The following is an 18488-nucleotide window of genomic DNA, read 5'->3' on the forward strand; positions in this document are numbered from 1 at the left end:
TATCCATGACAGCCTGCCTGCGGCTTCTATCTGCCCTATGCCTCGCCGCCTTGCTGGCTGCGTGCGCCAGTTCGCCTTCATCCAATCTCGGTGAGCTGCCGCGCACGCCGGACGCCACCGTCGAGCAGTTGCTCGAACGCGCCACTGCCAGCAAGTCGCCGGAAGAAGCGGCGGCCTTGCGCTTGAGCGCGGCAGATCAGGCTGCTCGCCAGGGCGATCCAGCCCGCGCGACGCAGATACTCCAGCAAGTCCGAATCGAACTGCTCAAGCCGGGCCTGCAGATATTGGCCAGCACCCTGGGCGCAGAACTCGCACTGACCCGCAACGATGCCAAGGCCGCGCTTGCCGCCCTCGATCATCCGAGCATGCAGCGCTTGGGCGAGCTGTCTGCAGATCAGCAGGTACGCGCGCATCTGGTTCGCGCCCGTGCCCTGGAAGCCGACGGACAGATCCTGGCTGCGGCGCGCGAGCGGGTGTTCGTCGCCCCTCTGCTCAGTGGCGAGGTCGCCGGCCAGAATCACGAGGCCATCTGGGCACTGGTGGGTTCACTGCCTGTCGAGCAGCTGCAAAATCAGGGCACCGATGACTTCGCCGGCTGGCTGAGCCTGGCCCTGGCCGTCAAATCGGCCGGCACCCTGGAACAACAGCAGGCCGCCATCGATACCTGGGTGGCCCAGCACGCGGCTCATCCCGCCGCCAGACAACTGCCGACCCCCTTGGTCAAACTCAAGGCCCTGGCCAGCCAGCCGCTGACCCGGATCGCCCTGCTGCTGCCTCAGGAAGGCCAGTTGGCAGGCGTGGCCCGCGCCTTGCGCGAAGGCTTCATGGCGGCGTACTACCAAGCCCAGCAAGCCGGGCAAAAGCCGCCGGTGATCGACGTGATCGACAGCTCGCGCCTGAGCTCGCTCGACGACTTCTACCGCCAGGCGCAGGCGCAAGGTGTGCAACTGGTGATCGGCCCGCTGGAGAAACCTCTGGTCAAGCAACTGGCGGCACGCACCCAATTGCCCCTGCCAACCCTGGCGTTGAACTACAGCGACAACAACCAGCTCGGCCCACCCCAGTTGTTCCAATTCGGCCTGGCCGCCGAAGACGAAGCGCGCGAAGTATCCCGCCGTGCTCGTGCCGACGGCTTGCACAGCGCTGCGGCAATGATCCCCAAGGGTGAGTGGGGCGACCGTGTGCTCAATGCCTTCCGTCAGGACTGGGAAGCCAACGGCGGTACGCTGGTTGCTGCCGAACGCGTCGACCAGCCGGTACAACTGGCCCAACAGATTGCCGACATGCTCAAGGTGCGCAACGCCGGCAGCGGCCTGCAGAGCAGCACCGAGGCGCAGGCCTCGCGTCGTCAGGACATCGATTTCATCTTCCTCGCCGCTACACCGCAGCAGGCCCAGCAGATCAAGCCGACCCTGAACTTCCAGTACGCCGGCGACCTGCCTGTCTACGCCACCTCGCACGTGTTCAGCGCCAGTGGCGACCAGGCCCAGTACAACGACATGACCGGCATCCGCTTCTGCGAGACGCCCTGGCTGCTCGACACCAGCAATCCATTGCGCCAGCAAGTCACGCGGCAGTGGCCGCAGGCCAATGGCAGCATGGGTCGGCTGTACGCCATGGGTGTCGATGCCTACACGCTGGCGGCGCGGCTGGGTCAGCTCAAGGCCCTGCCTGATAGCCGCATCGAAGGGCTGTCCGGCAACCTCGGCATGAGCGCCAGTCAACGCATCGAACGCCAACTGCCGTGGGCGCAGTTCGTCGGTGGCCAGGTCCAGCGCCTGCCCAACACCACGCCGTAATGTCGCTCAGTCCCCGCCAGCAGGCGGGTCGCGATGCCGAGCAGCAGGCCCTGGAGCACTTGTGTGCACAGGGCTTGACGCTGCTGGCGCAGAACTGGCTGTGCAAACGGGGCGAGCTTGATCTGGTCATGCTAGATGGCGATACAGTAGTATTCGTCGAAGTCCGCTATCGCCTGCACGCACAATGGGGCGGAGCATTGGCCAGCATCGATGCCCGCAAGCGCGAAAAGCTGGTGCTGGCCGCACAGTTTTTCCTCATCAAGGAAGCGCGCTGGGCCCAGCATCCATGCCGTTTCGACGTGGTTGCCCTGGAAGGCACCGGCACTCGGGCCACGCGCCTGAACTGGATCCGCAATGCCTTCGACAGCTGACATACGACACCCTTGCCACCGGTTTTTGCTCTTTGCTTTGCGGGCTGCACATTCTTGTGCCGGGAACCGCCGCCGCGTTGCGGTCTTGCCCGACCAGCCGCCCTACTTAAGGTCACCTTGATGGACATGCAATCCCGAATTCGCCAGCTTTTCCAGGCCAGTATCGATACCAAACAACAGGCGATGGAAGTCCTTGCACCGTACATCGAACAAGCCAGCCAGGTCATGGTGGGTGCCTTGCTCAGCGATGGCAAGATGCTTGCTTGCGGCAACGGTGGCTCCGCTGGCGATGCCCAGCACTTCTCGTCCGAGCTGCTCAACCGCTTCGAACGCGAACGCCCCAGCCTGCCTGCCATCGCGCTGACCACCGACAGCTCGACGATTACCTCGATCGCCAACGACTACAGCTTCAACGAGGTATTCTCCAAGCAGATCCGCGCGCTGGGCCAGCCGGGCGACGTCTTGCTGGCCATTTCCACCAGCGGCAACTCGGCCAACATCATCCAGGCCATCCAGGCCGCCCACGACCGCGACATGGTCGTGGTGGCCCTGACCGGCCGCGACGGGGGCGGCATGGCCTCGCTGCTGTTGCCCGAAGACGTCGAGATCCGCGTGCCTGCCAATGTCACGGCACGCATCCAGGAAGTTCACCTGCTGGCGATCCACTGCCTCTGCGACTTGATCGACAGCCAACTGTTCGGGAGTGAAGAATGAAGCGTAACCGCCTTGCCCTAGTGGCCCTGAGCCTGGCCTTGAGCGTCACCGGCTGCAGCTCGGTCCTGACCGCCACGCGAGACAACCCGATCGACGATGACCGCGGCACCCGGACCCTGGGCAGCAAGATCGACGATTCGCTGATCGAAACCAAGGTATCGGTGAACATTGCCAAGGCCAACATCGATCTGGACAAGAATTCCCATGTGGTCGTGACCAGCTACAACGGTGTGGTCCTGCTCGCCGGGCAGACGCCGCGTGCCGACCTCAAGGCCCTGGCCGAGCAGGCCGCCAGCGAAGTGCAGCGCGTCAAGAAGGTCCACAACGAGATCCAGGTGCTGGCGCCCTCCTCGTTGCTGGCACGCAACAACGACGCCTGGCTGACCACCAAGATCAAGACCCAGATGCTGGCCGACAGCGCCATCCCCGGCTCGCGCATCAAAGTCGTGACCGAGAACGGCATCGTCTACCTGCTGGGCCTGCTGACCCAGGCCGAGGCCACCCGCGCCACCAACCTGGTGCAGGGTGTCTCCGGCGTGCAGAAGATCGTGAAGCTGTTCGAGTACATCGACTGACCTTCCCGAGCAGCAAAAGGCGGCCCAGGAATGGGCCGTTTTTTTTGCCCGCGTTTTCATTTTTCCGAAGGAAATTTCCTATAGGCGCGACTGCGCCGGGTGCGGAAAATCGACTCCCTATCGAAGGCATGGTCATTCAACCCATGCATTCAAACGGATAGATGACACTCCACATTGCAAAAAGGAAATCCAATGAAAACCGCTCGTCTCATTCCCTTCATCGGCGCACTCGGCCTGGCCACGCTGGCCAGCAGCGCCATGGCCGCCGACGGAGAAATCAACTTCCGTGGCGAGATCAAGACCAGCACCTGCGTCATCGAAGTCGGCGACACCTCCGGCGGCGCACCGGGCGTTGCCTATCTGGGGAGCGTACCCACCAGCGCGCTGAGCAACGCCGGTGCGGTAGCCGGTGGCGGGCGCTTCTCGCTGCGCATCGATGACAGCGACTCCCAGTGCGATCTCACCGGCAAGGCCGCGTCGGTCACCTTCCTGGGCCTGAGTGGCTCTGCCGGCACCAGCGCGCAGTGGCTGGGTATCGACCGCAGCGTGACCGGCTACGCCACCAATGTTGCCATTCAGATTCGTGATGCCACGGGCGCTGAAGTACCACTGAGCCAGGCGTCCGCCGAGTATCTGAACCCCAAGCAACCGCTCGAGTTCACGGCCAACTACATCTCGCTGGGTGGCGCTACGGCCGGCCCGGCGAACGGCAAAGCTGCCTTCACCGTAGACATCCACTGACCTGCCCCTGCGCGCGAGGCCCTGCCTCGCGCGTGCCGGAACCGACATCGCCATGCACATCCCCCGCAGAACACACCGACGCAGGCTATGGACAGCGCTGATCATTCCCTTCGCAGCCCTTGCCAGCATCGCGCAGGCGGCAGTGGTACTGGACAACACGCGCGTGGTGTTCGACGCCAGCAAGCGCGAGAGCTCAATGATCGTCAACAACCCCACCCGCCGTGCCTATGCCATTCAGACGTGGGTCAACGACGCCACGGACGACGACACCCGCCTGGCCCCCTTTATCGCCACGCCTCCGCTTTTTCGCCTGGACAGCCGCAAGGCGCAGACCGTCAGGATCATCTCGACGGCCACCGACGCCCTGCCCAAGGACAGAGAATCGCTGTTCTATTTCAATGTTCAGGAGATACCCACCGCTAACGACACTCCCGAGAACGTGCTGAAGGTAGCCCTGCGCACACGGGTCAAGCTGCTCTATCGCCCGCCGGGACTGGGCAATGCCAACGACAGCGGCGAGCGCCTGCGATGGACGCTGGAGCGGCAGGACGGCAAGCATGCGCTGCGCGTGCACAATCCTTCGCCGTTCCATGTGTCGTTCATCGGCATCAAGGCCATAGCCTTCGACCACAGCGAAGAGGTCGCTGCGCCATTGATGGTCGAGCCGTTCAGCAGTCGGCTGTACCCCCTCGACAGCGCCGCCGTGCGGCCGTTGAGCGTGGTGTTCTCCATCATCAACGACTACGGTGGATATTCCACGCCGATCCAGTTTCAACTGCCGGTCGACAGCGACGGTTCACCTCGATCCCTGCCAGCCTCGGCCGGGACGCGCGGTCAACCATGAGCCCATGCAACCTGCAAGCGCGCTTTCGGCTGATCAAGGCCGCAGTACTGTTGATCGGCGCAGTATCGGTTCCTCTGACACACGCGGGCGAAGAGCGCTTCGATGAGAGCTTCTTCCGCACCCTGGGCGGCGACGAACATCGCACACCGCATGGCCTGCAGGCGTTGCAGGGTCAGCGGCAGTGGGCACCGGGCAAGTACCCCGTCAACGTCTACCTCAACGGTACGAGCGTGGGCAAACAAACCTTGACGTTCCAGCAGCTCGAAGGCAGCAGCCAGCTGAGCGCATGCCTGACTGCGCAGTGGCTGCAAGATGCAGGAACATTGCCGCTGGGCAAGCCGGACGACACCTGCGTGGACCTCGCCGTCGCGATCCCCGGCGCAGCGCAGACCTTGCATGAAGACACCTTGACGCTCGAATTGAACATTCCCCAGGCTGCCCTGCGGCGCACTCCCATCGATTTCATCGACGAGCAGCAATGGGACAGCGGAATTGACGCGGCTACCTTGAACTATCAGTTCGCCGGCAGCCAGGGTCACCGCCAGGGCTCAGGCTCCAGTTCCCAAGCCAGTCTTTACCTACAGGCCGGGGTCAACGTCGCCGACTGGCGCCTGCGTTCGAGCTCTTCGTTCAGCCGCAGCCAGGACAGCCCCGGGCGCTGGCAGCGCAGCAGCACCTTCGCCCAGCGCGACCTGTCCAGGCATTTGGGCACACTGACGCTGGGCGAGTACTTCACCTCCGGCAATGTCTTCAGCAGTTTGCCGTACCAAGGTATCCAGCTCACCAGCGACATCGGCATGCTGCCCGACTCTCTGCAAGGCTACGCGCCGGTGGTCAGAGGCATCGCCGAGACCCAGGCCAAGGTCGAGGTGCGCCAGAACGGCTACTCGCTGTACACCACCTATGTACCGGCCGGCCCCTTCGTGATCGAAGACCTCACCGCCGCCGGCGGCAGCGGCGAGCTGGAAATCATCGTGACCGAGGCCGACGGACGCGAGCGCCGTACCATCCAGCCTTACGCGACCTTGAGCAACATGCTGCGCCCCGGTGTCTGGCGGCATGGCTTGACGCTTGGCCGCTACAACACTGCCGACGGTGCCGAACAGCCGTCCTTTGTCGAGGCCACCCTGGCCTACGGCTTGCCTCGTGACCTGACCGTCTACGGTGGCGTGCAGAGTGCCAGCTTCTATCAGGCGGGCCAGATCGGACTGGGTCTCAGCCTCGGCGCACTGGGTGCCGTTTCACTGGACCTCAGTGACGCACGCACGGCGCGCCCGGCGGGTGGTCAGGACCAGGGGCGCAGCGTTGGCTGGCGCTATGGCAAGTCTTTCGACATCGGTACGTCGTTGCGCTTTGCCGGCTATCGCTATTCCACCCAAGGCTACCGCGATTTCGGCGAGGCGGTCTGGCAACAGACACCCACCGCTGCCCCGCGCGGCAGCAAACGCAACCGCATTGAAGCCAACCTGGCCCAGACCACGGCATTCGGCTCGCTGCACATGAGTGTGCACCAGCAGACCTACTGGAACAGCAACCGGCAGGATCGCGAGGTTCAATTCGGCGCCAGCACCTACTACCGTGGCGTCAACTATGGCATGTACGCCAGCCGCAGTCTCAGCGACGCCTATCGACAGAACACGCAGATTACCTTGACCGTGTCGGCACCATTGGGGAACAGCAGCAGCGCCACTTATTCGGCTTCGAGCACTGGGCAAGGGGGGGTGGGCCATCGCGCCAGCCTGATGGGACAGCTGTCCGACGACCAGCGCTGGCGCTATGGCCTGGACGCGAGTCGCTCGGACAACGGTGACAGGAGCGCGACGGCGTCGGCGACCTACCGTGCTCCCTTCGCCATGCTGGGCACCTCGCTCACCGCCGGTCCTGATTACCGCCAGATCACTGCCACTGCAGCCGGCGCCCTGCTGGCCCATGCCGATGGCATCGAGTTGGGCCATGTGCTGGGCGATACCGTCGCTCTGGTAGACGTGAACGGCGTTGCCGAAGTCGGCGTGCAGAATACACCGACCATGCGCACCAACCGGCACGGCTATGCACTGGTGCCCTACCTGACGCCCTATCGCTCCAACCGCATCGTGCTCAACACCGATCACCTGGGCGCCGAAATCGATATCGACAACAGCGTGGCGCTGGTCGTGCCTCGACGAGGTGCGGTCATCAAGGCGCGCTTCAACGCAACGCGCTCGCGCAAGATCATCGCCCATCTGCTCATGGCGGGCGGCAAGGCGCCGCCCTTCGGCAGCCAGGTGACCGATGCCGATGGCACGCTGGTGGGGGTGGTTGGCCCTGGCGGACAAGTGCTGCTGGGCGTCGCGCAGCAGCAGACGCTGCTGACCACCTCGTGGGGAACCGGGCCGGACGGACAGTGCGCATTGCGCCTGCCAGAGGCCGAACCGTTGCCTGACACCCGCTACACCACCCACCAACTGCTCTGCGAACCGATGACCGCCGAGCGCTCCGATGAATCGACCCAACCCGTTCAGGAGGCGTCGACATGAGCCCTTTCGTCAAGTTGTCGCTCAGCCCGCTCGGATGGTTGCTGGGTTGCACGGTCGCCCATGCGGCCTGCCCGCCGCCGGTGGACATGGTCACGCACAGTTCAACCTATTTCATCCCGCGCGATGCGCCCGTCGGCTCGTTGATCGGCTCTGGCCTGGTGAACTACGACGGCACCCGCGACCATACCTGCGCCAACCGCTCGGTCGTCGCCCAGATGCTCGCGGGGCCGCGCATGCCCGCGATCGCGGCGGCCAACAGCGGCAGCGTCGGGACGACCGATATCGGTCAGCACCTGTACCAGACCGGTGTGCCGGGCGTCGCGTTCGCCGCAATCAAATCCGATGGCCTTCACTGCGACGCAAGCGGAGCCCAGATACCCGCCAACCAGCTTCATTTTCCGTTTTCCGCCGTCAGTTGTTCCAACCGCTACCAGACCCGGGTGTACTACTACCTCTACAAGACCGGAGACATTGCGGCCGGGGCACACACATTGAATCAGCCGGGGCTGCAAGTGCTGTTCAACGGCGCCGTGCAATCCTCCCTGACCCTCAATCAAACCATTATCGTTGCCGGCTGCTCGATGCCAGCCACGGGGAGCAATCCGCTGGAGGTCGAGCTGTCTGGCAGCGTCGGCGATTTCAACGGGAATGGCTCCGGCGGCCCGGTCAAAGAGTTCTCGATCCCACTGCTAAGCTGCGTGAAGGGCAATTACTCCACCTACTATCCGTGGAACTACTTTCAGGGCAACTATGCCAATGTGCGCTTTGAGCCTTCTCGCGGCTCCACGCTGCTGGACGGCCCGGCCGGTATCGTCGGGCTCAGGCCGGAGTCCAGCGCAACCGGGATAGGTGTACAGATCCTCAAGCAGGACATGACACCTGTTCGACTCGGTGAGGAAGTGCAGATCACCCATGTGAGCGACGGGATCACGAACCTGGCGTTCAATGCCCGATACGTCCAAGTGGGCGACAACCCTCCCACCGGGGGTACCGCCGACGCGACGGTGAATTTTACCGTCACCTTCAAATGAAAAAGGCGATCCTTGCGGATCGCCCTTTTCATTTCACCACTTTCAGACTCGGCCGACCGGATGGCCGCGGTGGCGGGTTGCCTGGCGGCGGGGTGTCGTCATCGGATTCGATGATATCCTCGAACTCGGCTTCTTCCTCGTCCAACCCGGGCGACTCCAGATCGAAGACCATGCCCTGGCCATTCTCCCTGGCGTAGATACCGAGGATGGCACCCGAAGGCACGAACAGGGTGTGCGATACGCCGCCGAAGCGACCGTCGAAACTGACCGCCTCGTTATCCATGTGCAGGTTGCGCACCGCGCTGGGTGACACGTTCAGAACGATCTGGCCATCGCTGGCGAAACCTTGCGGGACCTGGACCGAGGGATACTCGGCATTGACCAGCATGTGCGGGGTGCAGTCATTGTCGACGATCCACTCGTACAGGGCGCGGATCAAATAGGGACGACTGGAGTTCATCAACGGCTCCTCAAAACCTAGCGCATTTCACGTTCAGCGGCGGACAGGCTGGCCTTGAAGGCCTCCCGCGCGAACTGACGTTCCATATAGTCGAGCAGCGGCTTGGCAGGCCGCGGCAGTTCGATACCCATGATCGGCAAGCGCCAGAGTATCGGCAGTAGACAGCAGTCGACCAGACTTTGCTCATCGCTGAGAAAGCAGGGCTTGTCGGCGAACAAGGCCGAAACGCCGGTCAGGCTTTCGCGCAGTTCCTTGCGCGCCTGAACGCGGGCGGCTTCCTTGCTGCGCGGGTCGAGGATGAGGTCGGCCAGGCCACACCAGTCGCGCTGGATGCGATGGATCAGCAACCGGCTGTTGGCCCGCGCTACCGGGTACACCGGCAGCAGCGGCGGATGCGGATAGCGTTCGTCGAGGTATTCCATCACCACGGTCGATTCGAACAGGGCCAGATCGCGGTCGACCAGCGTCGGCGTGCTGCCGTAGGGGTTCACTTCGATCAGCCTGGGTGGCAGGCGACCGCCCTCCACGTTGATGATCTCTGCGCTGACGCCTTTCTCGGCGAGAACGATGCGCACCCGATGAGAATAGTGGTCGGCGGGGTCGGAGTAACAGGCCAACCGATTGGTCACGCCCATGGCGGTCCTCCTCGCGTATGTATGAATGCAAAAACGAGCGCCACCCACAGGAGACGCAAGCAAGCCGCGCAGTTTACCGCACTTTCAACCCACGTCCTTCCAGTATTCGCGTTTCAGCAAGTAAGCGAGAACGATCAGCAGCGCCAGGTACAGCAATACGTACAGACCAATCCGTTGGCTCCGTGCCTTGACCGGCTCGGCCGAGTACGCCAGGAACGCCACCAGATTCCTGACCTTGTCGTCGAATTGCGCCGCGTCCAGGCTACCGGTACCTGGTATCACGCGCAGGCGGGTGCACGGCTGCGCCGCAGGCTCTGCACAGTCGAGCACCTGACGCCCCTGCAGGCTTTCCAGCACATTGGGCATGCCGACGTTGGGGTAGACGATATTGTTCACCCCCCAGGGCCGGTTGGCGTCGGCGTGGAAGCCCTGCAGATAGGCGTACAGCCAATCGGTGCCGCGCACACGAGCCACCAGGGTCAGGTCGGGCACCTCGGCGCCGAACCAGGCCTTGGCATCGGCCGGCTGCAGACGCGTCTGCATGTGATCGGCAATGGCCGCGCCGGCCGGTGCCAAGGTCTGCAGCATCTGCTCATAGGGTATGCCCAGGTCGTCGGCCACCGTCTGGTAACGCTGAAACCTGGCCCCATGGCAGCCCATGCAATAGCCGACGAAGGTGCTCGCACCGTCTCGCAGGGCCGCCTTGTCGGACACGTCTATCGCCACCGGGCGCACCAGCGGCGTCGCCGGGTCCGCCCAGGCCAGCGGCAGAGCCAGCAACAGCAAGACTGCAATCCATATTTTCATCGGCGCGGGATCCGATCGGGTACCGGCCGCGTGATCTCCCGTCGCGTGTACAGGGGCATGGCCAGGAAATAGCCGAAGTAGAGCACTACGCATACCCGCGCCACCCAGGTAGTGGTGGCTGTGGCCGGGTGCATGCCGACGTAGCCCAGCGTCACCAACGCCACGCAGAACAGCGCCAGGGCTGTGCGGCTGAACCAGCCCTTGTAGCGCATCGACTTGACCGGGCTGCGGTCAAGCCACGGCAGCACGAACAGGATGGCAATCGCGAAAGCCATGGCCAGCACGCCCATGAGCTTGTCGGGAACGGCGCGCAGGATCGCGTAGAACGGAGTGAAGTACCAGACCGGCGCGATATGTTCGGGCGTCTTGAGCATGTCGGCAGGCTCGAAATTGGCAGGTTCCAGAAAGTAACCGCCCATCTGCGGAAAGAAGAACACCACGGCGCTGAACACAAAGAGAAAGATCGCCACCCCGAGCAGGTCCTTGACCGTGTAGTAGGGATGGAAGGCAATGCCATCCAACGGCTTGCCATTGGCATCCAGGCGTTGCTTGATATCAATGCCCTCGGGATTGTTCGAGCCAACCTGGTGCAATGCCAGAATGTGCAGCACCACCAGTCCGACGATCAGCAACGGCAATGCCACCACATGCAGCGCGAAGAAGCGGTTTAAGGTAACACCGGAAACCAGATAGTCGCCGCGGATCCATTGGGCCAGGTCCGCACCCACGATCGGAATCGCCCCGAACAGGGAAATGATCACCTGCGCGCCCCAATAGGACATCTGCCCCCACGGCAGCAGGTAGCCCATGAACGCTTCCGCCATCAGCAGCAGATAGATCGACATGCCGAAGACCCACACCAGCTCGCGCGGCTTTTGATAGGAGCCATACAGCAGCCCGCGAAACATGTGCAGGTAGATCACGATGAAGAATGCAGACGCGCCGGTCGAATGCAGGTAGCGCAGGAGCCAGCCGTATTCGACGTCGCGCATGATGTATTCGATGGAAGCGAAGGCGCCTTCGGCCGTGGGGGTGTAGCTCATGGTCAACCAGATGCCGGTAAGCAACTGATTGAGCAGCATCAACAGCGCCAGCGAGCCGAAGATATAGAAAAAATTCAGGTTCTTCGGGACGTAGTAATGGCTCAGATGATCACGCCATACCCTGCCCACCGGCAGACGCGCCTCGATCCAATGCAGCAGGCCACGCATCAGGCACCCTCCCCGTCGATACCCAGTACGAGCACATCGGCACTTTCGTAAAAGTGCGGTGGGACCGCAAGGTTCAAGGGCGCGGGCTGCGCCTTGTATACACGTCCGGCCAGATCGTAGCGCGAGCCATGGCACGGGCAAAAATACCCTCCCTGCCAGTCCGGCCCGAGATCGACGGCGGCGACCTCGGGACGAAAGGTCGGCGAGCACCCCAGGTGCGTGCAGATGCCGACCACCACCAGCACGTCGGGTTTGATGGCTCGCAGCGCTGCATCGACATAGCCCGGCTGATCCGAATCGCGCGATTGGGGATCGGCCAGATGCTCGGTGTCACGGGACAGGCTTTCGAGAATCTGCGGCGTGCGTCGGCAGATGAACACGGGTTGGCCGCGCCACTGCACGACCAGCTGCTGCCCCGGTTCGATCTTGGCGATGTTCACCTTGACCGGAGCGGCCGCGGCGCGGGCCTTGGCACTGGGCTGCCATGACGCCACGAAAGGCACTGCCGCACCCACCGCGCCGGCAGCGCCTACCAGCGCCGTGGTTCTGACCAGAAAGCGTCGGCGACCCTGGTCGATGTCACACGCGCCGCCCTGCTCCTCTGTCATCGTTTACCTTAGCCTGCTGCAACAGGCGTCTGCATTGTCTTGCGGGCAGTGTACCAGCGCCTCCCAAGGATTGACGGGCGAAAAAAAACCCGGCTCGCGAGAACCGGGTTTTTTCTGGAACGAAGACGCGAATTAACGCTTCGAGTACTGCGGACGCTTACGCGCTTTACGCAGACCGACTTTCTTACGTTCAACTTCACGAGCATCGCGAGTCACGAAGCCTGCTTTACGCAGGGCCGGACGCAGTGCTTCGTCGTAGTCCATCAGTGCACGAGTGATACCGTGACGGATCGCACCGGCCTGACCGCTGACACCACCACCGATAACGGTGACGTAGATGTCGAACTTTTCAGTGTTCTCGGTCAGCTCCAGCGGTTGACGAACTACCATGCGGGCAGTTTCGCGACCGAAGAAGGTTTCCAGAGTGCGGTTGTTGATGGAGATCTTACCGGTGCCCGGACGCAGGAAAACGCGAGCGGTTGCGGTCTTGCGACGGCCAGTGCCGTAATTTTGAGTCGCCGACATAATGAACTATTCCGTTAAAACTTCAGTTCTTGGGGCTGCTGAGCAGTATGAGGGTGAGCAGCGCCCGCATAGACTTTCAGCTTACGGTACATGTCGCGACCCAGCGGGTTCTTGGGCAGCATGCCCTTGACCGCGGTCTCGAGCACGCGCTCAGGCGCCTTGGCGATCAGCTTTTCAAAGTTGATCGACTTGATACCGCCCGGGAAACCGGAGTGGGAGTAGTAGATCTTGTCAGTGGTCTTGGCACCAGTGACACGCACCTGCTCGGCGTTGATGACGACGATGTAGTCGCCGGTGTCAACGTGAGGAGTGTACTCAGGCTTGTGCTTGCCACGCAGACGGCTCGCGATTTCTGTAGCCAGACGACCCAGGGTCTGACCAGCAGCATCAACGACGAACCAGTCGCGCTTTACTGTTTCCGGTTTAGCAGTAAAAGTTTTCATTCTTTATAGCCTCAGGGGCCGCCCAGCAAAAAGAGACGGCGGATCTTACTGAATAGTGCTTACTTTGACAAGTCAAAGGCAGCCGGGCACAGGACGCTTTTGGGGGGCTCGGGTCTTCGCGTCACATACACGGCAAAATTCTTCCGGGAGGCGGGGCATCACTTCCACTTCACAGAGAGGGGCCGAATTATCCAGATTGCGAAAAAAATATCAACCTGCTTTTATGATTCCTTTGCCAAGAGGATTCACCGATGCACTATCGCCAGCTGGGACGTACCGATCTGAACGTGAGCGCGCTGTGCCTGGGCACCATGACCTGGGGCGAGCAGAACACCGAGGAGCAAGGCTTCGCGCAGATAGAAAGGGCCAAGGCGGCCGGCATCAATTTCATCGACACGGCGGAAATGTACCCCGTGCCCCCGCGCCCCGAAACCTATGCGGCCACCGAGCGGGTGATCGGCAACTGGTTCAAGCGCCAGGGCGACCGGTCCGACTGGATCCTGGCCAGCAAGATCGCCGGCCCCGGCAATGGCATCAGCCATATCCGCGACGGCCAGCTCAAATTCAACCGCGAGCATATCGTTGCCGCGCTCGACGCCAGCCTGCAGCGGCTGCAGACCGACTGGATCGATCTCTATCAGTTGCACTGGCCGGAGCGCAGCACCAATTTCTTCGGCAAGCTGGGCTACCAGCACACCCAGGATCAGCTCGATACCCCACTGCAGGAAACCCTGCAGGTGCTCGACGAGCAGGTCAAGGCCGGCAAGATCAGGCATGTTGGGCTGTCCAACGAAACGCCCTGGGGCACGATGAAGTTCCTGGGCCTGGCCGACAGCGGCACCCTGCCCCGCCCGGTGTCCATCCAGAACCCCTACAACCTGCTCAACCGTACATTCGAAGTGGGCCTGGCCGAAGTTGCAATCCGCGAGCAGTGCGGGCTGCTGGCCTACTCGCCCCTGGCGTTCGGCATGCTCTCGGGCAAGTTCGAGAACGGCGCGCGGCCGGCAGGCAGTCGTCTGGCGCTGTTCAGCCGGTTTACCCGCTATGCCAACGAGCAGGCGGTCGCTGCCACTACCCGCTACGTAGAGCTGGCCCGCGAGCATGGCCTGGACCCGGCGCAAATGGCACTGGCCTTCGTCACCGCGCAGCCGTTCGTGACCAGCAACATCATTGGCGCGACCTCGCTGGAGCAACTGGACAGCAACCTGGCAAGCATCGACCTGGTGCTGTCCGAAGACGTGCTGGCGGGTATCGAGGCGATCCATAAGGCGCAGCCGAATCCGGCGCCCTGATTTGATCGTTGCTGTTTTTGGGGGCCCGTTCGCGGCCACTGGCCGCTCCTACGGGATCGTATGGATCTTGCGTAGGAGCGGTCAGCGGCCGCGAAACCATCAACGCCGATCCCCCATTCTCGACCTCGCTTGAACCCGACGACGCTTCGGCCATATCCTGACCGCTTTCACCCCACAAGAATAAAATCATGATCTTCACGCCCCACACGCCCGCGCTGCGGCGCGTCTGCATTCTGGCCACCGACCAGGTCATGGCCTCGACCCTGATGCAGGCCAAGGACTTCTTCCACATGGCCAGCCTGCGTTATGGCAAGCAGATGGGCCTGGAACGCCACGCCCTGTTCGAAACACGCCTGGTCAGCCCGGACGCGCTACCGGTGCGCAGTTTCAGTGAGGTCATGCTGCCCGTGGACGGTGGCCTCGAAGATGCCGACCTGATCATCCTGCCTGCCTGCTGGGGCGACTTCGACAGCGCTGCCGCGCGCTACCCCCAGGTGTTGCCTTGGCTATGTGCACAGCACGCGCGCGGCGCCGTGCTGTGTGGCGAAGCGAGCGGCGTGTTCTGGCTGGCCGCCAGTGGCCTGCTCGATGGCAAGGAGGCAACCACCTACTGGCGTTTCTTCGAGGAATTCAAGCAGCGCTTTCCGCAGGTTCGGCTCAATCAGGACAAGCATTTGACCGACGCCGACAACCTGTTCTGCGCCGGCGGACCGGTATCAGCCTGTGACTTGTACATTCATCTGATCGAGCGATTCTGTGGCGCCCACGTGGCCCAGGCGGTTTCGCGCGATACGCTGTACGAAGTGCAACGCACCTATACCCCAGGGCGCATCGGTTTTGGCGGGCAGAAGCTGCATCGAGACGTGCCGATCCTGCATATCCAGCAATGGCTGGAAGAACATTTCGCCGAGAAATTCCGCTTCGAGGACGTTGCCCGTGAGCGCGGCATGAGCATTCGCAACTTCATGCGCCGCTTCCATGCCGCCACCGGCGACAAGCCGCTGCACTACCTGCAGCGATTGCGCATCGAAACCGCCAAGGGGCTGTTGTCGGGTACCCGCAAGAGCGTCAAGACCATCAGCTACGAGGTGGGCTATGACGACGCGAGTTTCTTTGCCAGGTTGTTCCGCCAGCACACCGAACTGTCGCCCAACGGCTATCGCCAGCAATTCATGCAGGAGGCCTGAACGCCCGCGTCGCGCCCTTCGCGGCCGATGACCGCTCCCACACAAGTCCGTGCCAAGCAGAGATCTTGTAGGAGCGGTCAGCGGCCGCGAAGGGCGCTCCCACACAAGTCCGTGCCAGGCAGAGATCTTGTAGGAGCGGTCAGTGGCCGCGAAGGGCGCAACACCGATATCAGGGCTTGTGCGCGCGCGACAGGAACTCGTGGGACTGCATCTCCAACAGCCGGCTCAAGGTGCGCTGGAACTCGAAGTTCAGGCGGCCGCCGGTGTATAGGTCCTTGAGTTCCACTTCGGCCGAGATGATCAGCTTCACGTTACGGTCGTAGAACTCGTCGACCATGTTGATGAAACGGCGAGCGATATCGTCGGTGGTCACGCTCATCTGCTCGACACCGCTGAGCAGCACGGCGTTGAAGATCTTGCCCAACTCGATGTAGTCGTTCTGACTGCGCGGGCCATCGCACAACTCGCGGAATTCGAACCAGGCCACGTCATCGCAGGTGCGCAGTGCCCGGATCTCGCGGTTCTCGATCATCAAAGGGTCGTTCTCGACCACCTTGGTGCTGTTGTGCGTCAACGCCTTGAAGCTTTCGCGCATGCTGGCCTGAGCGGCCTCATCGAGCGGCGAATGGAACAGCTCGGCCTGTTCGAGATGGCGCAAGCGATAGTCGACGCCGCTGTCGACGTTGACGATCTCGGTGTGTTCCTTGATCAGCGCGATCGCCGGCAGGAAACGCGCTCGCTGCAGGCCATCCTTGTACAAGCCATCGGGCACGATGTTGGAGGTCGCCACCAGCGTCACGCCGTTCTTGAACAGCTCTTCCATCAAGGTGCCGAGAATCATTGCATCGGTGATGTCGGAAACGAAGAATTCATCGAAGCAGATCACCCGCGCCTCGTCGGAGAAGCGCTTGGCGATCACCGTCAGCGGATTCTTCACGTCCTTGAGGGTTTTCAATTCCTCGTGCACACGCTTCATGAACCGGTGGAAGTGCGTGCGCACTTTCTGCTCGAACGGCAAGGCATCAAAGAAAGTGTCGACCAGGTAGGTCTTGCCACGGCCCACGCCGCCCCAGAAGTAAATCCCCTTGACCAGCTTGGGTTCCTTCTTGCCGAACAGCTTGCCGAACACGCCTGGCTTGCTGGTGCCGGCAGCGACCAGGTCGTCGTACAGACGCTGCAGGTGGCGGACGGCATTTTCCTGGGCGGCGTCGTGGAAGAATTCGGGACGTTTGAGATCGGCTTGGTATCGTTCTAGGGGCGTCATATTCGTTAGCAAGGCAACAAAAACGGGCCGTCACTGTAGCGACGGCCCAGGATAATGGCAATGAGCTTTGCGACAGGGTGTCGCATCACTCCCCTTGAGGTTGCAGTGCCTGGCGCAACGCCTGGACGGCGGTATCGCGAGCCTCTGCCGTAGTGAACGACGGACCGTCGGCCACGCAGGTGTCGCCCAGCCACAGCGTGAAGCTTTCGGCATCGCTGCGGATGTCCAGTTCACCGCCTTGTTGCAATTGCTTGCTGACCTGCCCGGCCGCCTTGCCGTCGGGGAAGCTGCGGGACAGCAGCAGTTGTTCGCCGCCGGCATCGAGCAGGCGGAAGCGGAAGCTGCCATCGTCGTCACGAAAACTGACGAAACGTGCGGTCTTGGCGGCTTTCTTCTTGCCTGCCGTGGTCACCTGGACCTGCTCGCGGAATGAACGCAGGCCCACCGCCTCGCGCAGCTCACCGAGGAACGGCGTAGCGACGGCACGCGCTTTCGCGGCGCCCGCCAGAAGAATGTCCTCCAGTTCGGCCGGGCGTTCGATGAAGTGGTGATAACGCTCGCGGGCCTCACCCAGCTCTGCGTCGAGCAGGTTGAACAGGCGCGTCTTGGCCTCGCCCCAACCCAGCCCTTCACGCAGCGCGGCATGAAACTCGGCGCTCTGCTCGGGCGTTGCGAACGCCTGAAACAGGGTGAACAGGTGCGAGTTGTCCGGATCCTTGGCTTCGCCCGGCGCGCGCGAGTCGGTGACGATGCGCGAGATGGCGTCTTTCATGTCCTTGGCGCTGGTGAACAACGGGATGGTGTTGTCGTAGCTCTTGGACATCTTGCGCCCGTCCAGGCCCGGCAGAGTGGCAACGCTCTCCTCGATCAAGGCCTGGGGCATGACGAAGAACTCGCGGCCTTTGCCGAACAGGTGGTTGAAGCGCTGACCGATGTCACGGGCCATTTCCACATGCTGGATCTGGTCACGGCCAACTGGCACCTTATGTGCGTTGAACATCAGGATGTCGGCGGCCATCAGTACCGGATAGCTGTACAAGCCCATGGAAATGCCGGCATCCGGGTCTTCCCCAGCTGCCACGTTGTGGTCGACCGAGGCCTTGTAGGCGTGAGCGCGGTTGAGCAGGCCCTTGGCAGCGACGCAGGTCAGCAGCCAGGTCAGCTCGGGGATTTCCGGAATATCGGACTGCCGGTAGAACGTCACCCGCTCCACGTCCAGGCCCGACGCCAGCCAGGTGGCCGCGATCTCCAGACGCGAGCGCTGAATGCGCAGCGGGTCATCGCATTTGATCAAGGCATGATAGTCGGCCAGGAAATAGAACGAGTCGGCGTCACTCTGACGACTGGCAACGATCGCCGGGCGGATGGCCCCGGCATAGTTGCCCAGGTGAGGCGTGCCGGTGGTGGTGATACCGGTCAGGATACGAGTGGTCATGGGTCGGTTCTTGTTCAGGGGCCGTGGACA

The 18488-nt window shown here is 62.5% G+C and carries 19 protein-coding genes; 10 read left to right on the forward strand and 9 right to left on the reverse strand.

Annotation, left to right across the window (positions count from 1 at the left end; all coding sequences use genetic code 11):
• The first annotated feature begins 5 nt into the window (after positions 1 to 5).
• The 8 genes from IFT57_RS04045 to IFT57_RS04080 all read left to right on the forward strand — a co-directional run bounded on the left by IFT57_RS04045 (position 6) and on the right by IFT57_RS04080 (position 8591).
• The gene (locus IFT57_RS04045) at positions 6 to 1799 is read left to right on the forward strand and encodes a penicillin-binding protein activator (RefSeq protein ID WP_192150618.1); all 1794 of its coding nucleotides are present in this window, start codon (positions 6 to 8) and stop codon (positions 1797 to 1799) included.
• The gene (locus IFT57_RS04050) at positions 1799 to 2170 is read left to right on the forward strand and encodes a YraN family protein (RefSeq protein WP_192150620.1); all 372 of its coding nucleotides are present in this window, start codon (positions 1799 to 1801) and stop codon (positions 2168 to 2170) included. Before IFT57_RS04045 ends, IFT57_RS04050 begins: the two co-directional genes overlap by 1 nt.
• 120 nt (positions 2171 to 2290) lie before the next feature.
• Positions 2291 to 2884 carry a phosphoheptose isomerase gene (locus tag IFT57_RS04055; RefSeq protein WP_192150622.1) on the forward strand — a complete coding sequence of 198 codons (594 nt, stop codon included), beginning with the start codon at positions 2291 to 2293 and terminating at the stop codon, positions 2882 to 2884.
• Positions 2881 to 3459: a BON domain-containing protein gene (locus tag IFT57_RS04060; RefSeq protein ID WP_122479478.1), complete on the forward strand. Its 579-nt coding sequence runs from the start codon at positions 2881 to 2883 to the stop codon at positions 3457 to 3459. The genes IFT57_RS04055 and IFT57_RS04060 overlap by 4 nt, the downstream gene beginning before the upstream one ends.
• A 192-nt stretch (positions 3460 to 3651) precedes the next feature.
• A complete protein-coding gene (locus IFT57_RS04065; RefSeq protein ID WP_122795977.1) occupies positions 3652 to 4200 on the forward strand; it encodes a fimbrial protein in 549 nt (182 codons plus the stop codon).
• A gap of 52 nt (positions 4201 to 4252) precedes the next feature.
• Positions 4253 to 5044: a fimbrial biogenesis chaperone gene (locus IFT57_RS04070; protein WP_192150624.1), complete on the forward strand. Its 792-nt coding sequence runs from the start codon at positions 4253 to 4255 to the stop codon at positions 5042 to 5044.
• The gene (locus tag IFT57_RS04075; RefSeq protein WP_192150625.1) at positions 5041 to 7560 is read left to right on the forward strand and encodes a fimbria/pilus outer membrane usher protein; all 2520 of its coding nucleotides are present in this window, start codon (positions 5041 to 5043) and stop codon (positions 7558 to 7560) included. The genes IFT57_RS04070 and IFT57_RS04075 overlap by 4 nt, the downstream gene beginning before the upstream one ends.
• Positions 7557 to 8591: a fimbrial protein gene (locus tag IFT57_RS04080; protein WP_192150626.1), complete on the forward strand. Its 1035-nt coding sequence runs from the start codon at positions 7557 to 7559 to the stop codon at positions 8589 to 8591. The genes IFT57_RS04075 and IFT57_RS04080 overlap by 4 nt, the downstream gene beginning before the upstream one ends.
• 28 nt (positions 8592 to 8619) lie before the next feature.
• On the opposite strand, the gene IFT57_RS04085 is transcribed toward IFT57_RS04080, so the two are convergent.
• The 7 genes from IFT57_RS04085 to rplM all read right to left on the reverse strand — a co-directional run bounded on the left by IFT57_RS04085 (position 8620) and on the right by rplM (position 13280).
• Positions 8620 to 9051, reverse strand: coding sequence for a ClpXP protease specificity-enhancing factor (locus IFT57_RS04085; RefSeq protein WP_192050665.1), 432 nt, complete (start codon positions 9049 to 9051; stop codon positions 8620 to 8622).
• 17 nt (positions 9052 to 9068) lie between these two features.
• Entirely contained in the window at positions 9069 to 9686 is a 618-nt protein-coding gene (locus IFT57_RS04090; RefSeq protein WP_049860608.1) for a glutathione S-transferase N-terminal domain-containing protein, read from the reverse strand.
• An 84-nt stretch (positions 9687 to 9770) separates the two neighbouring features.
• Entirely contained in the window at positions 9771 to 10493 is a 723-nt protein-coding gene (locus IFT57_RS04095) for a cytochrome c1 (protein ID WP_192150627.1), read from the reverse strand.
• Complete coding sequence (locus IFT57_RS04100) at positions 10490 to 11704, reverse strand: cytochrome b (protein ID WP_244657237.1); 1215 nt, start codon at positions 11702 to 11704, stop codon at positions 10490 to 10492. The genes IFT57_RS04095 and IFT57_RS04100 overlap by 4 nt, the downstream gene beginning before the upstream one ends.
• A complete protein-coding gene (gene petA, locus IFT57_RS04105) occupies positions 11704 to 12312 on the reverse strand; it encodes a ubiquinol-cytochrome c reductase iron-sulfur subunit (protein ID WP_192150628.1) in 609 nt (202 codons plus the stop codon). Before petA ends, IFT57_RS04100 begins: the two co-directional genes overlap by 1 nt.
• Positions 12313 to 12444: 132 nt before the next feature.
• Positions 12445 to 12837: a 30S ribosomal protein S9 gene (rpsI, locus tag IFT57_RS04110; protein ID WP_122479481.1), complete on the reverse strand. Its 393-nt coding sequence runs from the start codon at positions 12835 to 12837 to the stop codon at positions 12445 to 12447.
• Positions 12838 to 12851: 14 nt separating this feature from the next.
• The gene (gene rplM / locus IFT57_RS04115) at positions 12852 to 13280 is read right to left on the reverse strand and encodes a 50S ribosomal protein L13 (RefSeq protein ID WP_043186791.1); all 429 of its coding nucleotides are present in this window, start codon (positions 13278 to 13280) and stop codon (positions 12852 to 12854) included.
• A gap of 251 nt (positions 13281 to 13531) precedes the next feature.
• Between rplM and IFT57_RS04120 the strand changes: the two genes are divergently transcribed.
• On the forward strand, positions 13532 to 14572 hold the full coding sequence (locus IFT57_RS04120; protein ID WP_192150630.1) for an NADP(H)-dependent aldo-keto reductase: 1041 nt from the start codon (positions 13532 to 13534) through the stop codon (positions 14570 to 14572).
• A 290-nt stretch (positions 14573 to 14862) separates the two neighbouring features.
• A complete protein-coding gene (locus tag IFT57_RS04125; protein ID WP_192150895.1) occupies positions 14863 to 15759 on the forward strand; it encodes a GlxA family transcriptional regulator in 897 nt (298 codons plus the stop codon).
• 169 nt (positions 15760 to 15928) lie between these two features.
• Here IFT57_RS04125 and zapE read toward each other — a convergent pair whose 3' ends face one another.
• Together zapE and IFT57_RS04135 are read right to left on the reverse strand one after the other, a co-directional pair.
• The gene (gene zapE / locus IFT57_RS04130) at positions 15929 to 17023 is read right to left on the reverse strand and encodes a cell division protein ZapE (protein WP_122479484.1); all 1095 of its coding nucleotides are present in this window, start codon (positions 17021 to 17023) and stop codon (positions 15929 to 15931) included.
• A gap of 85 nt (positions 17024 to 17108) precedes the next feature.
• Positions 17109 to 18458 (reverse strand): tryptophan--tRNA ligase, encoded by a 1350-nt coding sequence (locus IFT57_RS04135; protein WP_122713435.1) that lies wholly within the window; start codon positions 18456 to 18458, stop codon positions 17109 to 17111.
• Between the last annotated feature and the right edge of the window lie 30 nt (positions 18459 to 18488).

Origin of the sequence: Pseudomonas sp. CFBP 13719 (genome assembly GCF_014842095.1) — a bacterium.
GTDB lineage: Bacteria > Pseudomonadota > Gammaproteobacteria > Pseudomonadales > Pseudomonadaceae > Aquipseudomonas.

Coding starts and splice junctions, on each gene's coding strand:
- IFT57_RS04095 (WP_192150627.1), bottom strand. CDS start 10,493: ATGAAAATATGGATTGCAGTCTTGCTGTTGCTGGCTCTGCCGCTGGCC.
- IFT57_RS04045 (WP_192150618.1), top strand. CDS start 6: ATGACAGCCTGCCTGCGGCTTCTATCTGCCCTATGCCTCGCCGCCTTG.
- IFT57_RS04090 (WP_049860608.1), bottom strand. CDS start 9,686: ATGGGCGTGACCAATCGGTTGGCCTGTTACTCCGACCCCGCCGACCAC.
- IFT57_RS04085 (WP_192050665.1), bottom strand. CDS start 9,051: ATGAACTCCAGTCGTCCCTATTTGATCCGCGCCCTGTACGAGTGGATC.
- IFT57_RS04120 (WP_192150630.1), top strand. CDS start 13,532: ATGCACTATCGCCAGCTGGGACGTACCGATCTGAACGTGAGCGCGCTG.
- rplM (WP_043186791.1), bottom strand. CDS start 13,280: ATGAAAACTTTTACTGCTAAACCGGAAACAGTAAAGCGCGACTGGTTC.
- IFT57_RS04060 (WP_122479478.1), top strand. CDS start 2,881: ATGAAGCGTAACCGCCTTGCCCTAGTGGCCCTGAGCCTGGCCTTGAGC.
- IFT57_RS04070 (WP_192150624.1), top strand. CDS start 4,253: ATGCACATCCCCCGCAGAACACACCGACGCAGGCTATGGACAGCGCTG.
- IFT57_RS04055 (WP_192150622.1), top strand. CDS start 2,291: ATGGACATGCAATCCCGAATTCGCCAGCTTTTCCAGGCCAGTATCGAT.
- zapE (WP_122479484.1), bottom strand. CDS start 17,023: ATGACGCCCCTAGAACGATACCAAGCCGATCTCAAACGTCCCGAATTC.
- IFT57_RS04075 (WP_192150625.1), top strand. CDS start 5,041: ATGAGCCCATGCAACCTGCAAGCGCGCTTTCGGCTGATCAAGGCCGCA.
- IFT57_RS04125 (WP_192150895.1), top strand. CDS start 14,863: ATGGCCAGCCTGCGTTATGGCAAGCAGATGGGCCTGGAACGCCACGCC.
- petA (WP_192150628.1), bottom strand. CDS start 12,312: ATGACAGAGGAGCAGGGCGGCGCGTGTGACATCGACCAGGGTCGCCGA.
- IFT57_RS04065 (WP_122795977.1), top strand. CDS start 3,652: ATGAAAACCGCTCGTCTCATTCCCTTCATCGGCGCACTCGGCCTGGCC.
- IFT57_RS04100 (WP_244657237.1), bottom strand. CDS start 11,704: ATGCGTGGCCTGCTGCATTGGATCGAGGCGCGTCTGCCGGTGGGCAGG.
- IFT57_RS04135 (WP_122713435.1), bottom strand. CDS start 18,458: ATGACCACTCGTATCCTGACCGGTATCACCACCACCGGCACGCCTCAC.
- IFT57_RS04080 (WP_192150626.1), top strand. CDS start 7,557: ATGAGCCCTTTCGTCAAGTTGTCGCTCAGCCCGCTCGGATGGTTGCTG.
- IFT57_RS04050 (WP_192150620.1), top strand. CDS start 1,799: ATGTCGCTCAGTCCCCGCCAGCAGGCGGGTCGCGATGCCGAGCAGCAG.
- rpsI (WP_122479481.1), bottom strand. CDS start 12,837: ATGTCGGCGACTCAAAATTACGGCACTGGCCGTCGCAAGACCGCAACC.